This window comes from Pseudomonas sp. I2 (assembly GCF_040984075.1).
In the GTDB taxonomy this organism is placed as follows: Bacteria; Pseudomonadota; Gammaproteobacteria; order Pseudomonadales; family Pseudomonadaceae; genus Aquipseudomonas; species Aquipseudomonas guariconensis_B.
Map to the genome: position 1 here is coordinate 1 of NZ_JBCGFQ010000145.1, position 474 is coordinate 474.

The 474-nt window shown below is 66.2% G+C and carries 1 pseudogene; it reads right to left on the bottom strand.

What is annotated here, in order from left to right:
• A pseudogene (locus WCE05_RS25960) lies at nt 1–474 on the bottom strand (CbbBc protein); the annotation flags it as partial.

Sequence of the window (474 nt, forward strand, 5' to 3'; positions counted from 1 at the left end):
GGTCGAACACCGCTGGCTCGCCCTTGGCCTGGGCCTCGCGCTCCCACTGCAGGAGGTACTTGGCGATACCGCGCATCACCGCCATGTCGCCGCCCAGGGCCGGACGGAAGTAGGCGGTGTTGGTCGGCTCGGCGCCGTTGCTGAGCATCTCGAACGGGTGCTGCGGGTGCTGGAAGCGCTCCAGGCCGCGCTCCTTGAGTGGGTTGAAGCACACCACCTGGGCACCTCGCTTGACCGCCTCGCGCAGCGGTTCGAGCATGCGTGGATGATTGGTGCCGGGGTTCTGGCCGATCACGAAGATCGCGTCAGCCAGTTCCAGGTCATGGAACACCACGGTGCCCTTGCCGACCCCGAGGGTGCTGTTCATGCCCACGCCACTGGCCTCGTGGCACATGTTCGAGCAGTCGGGGAAGTTATTGGTGCCGTAGGCACGGACGAACAGCTGGTAGAGGAACGCCGCCTCGTTGCTGGCCC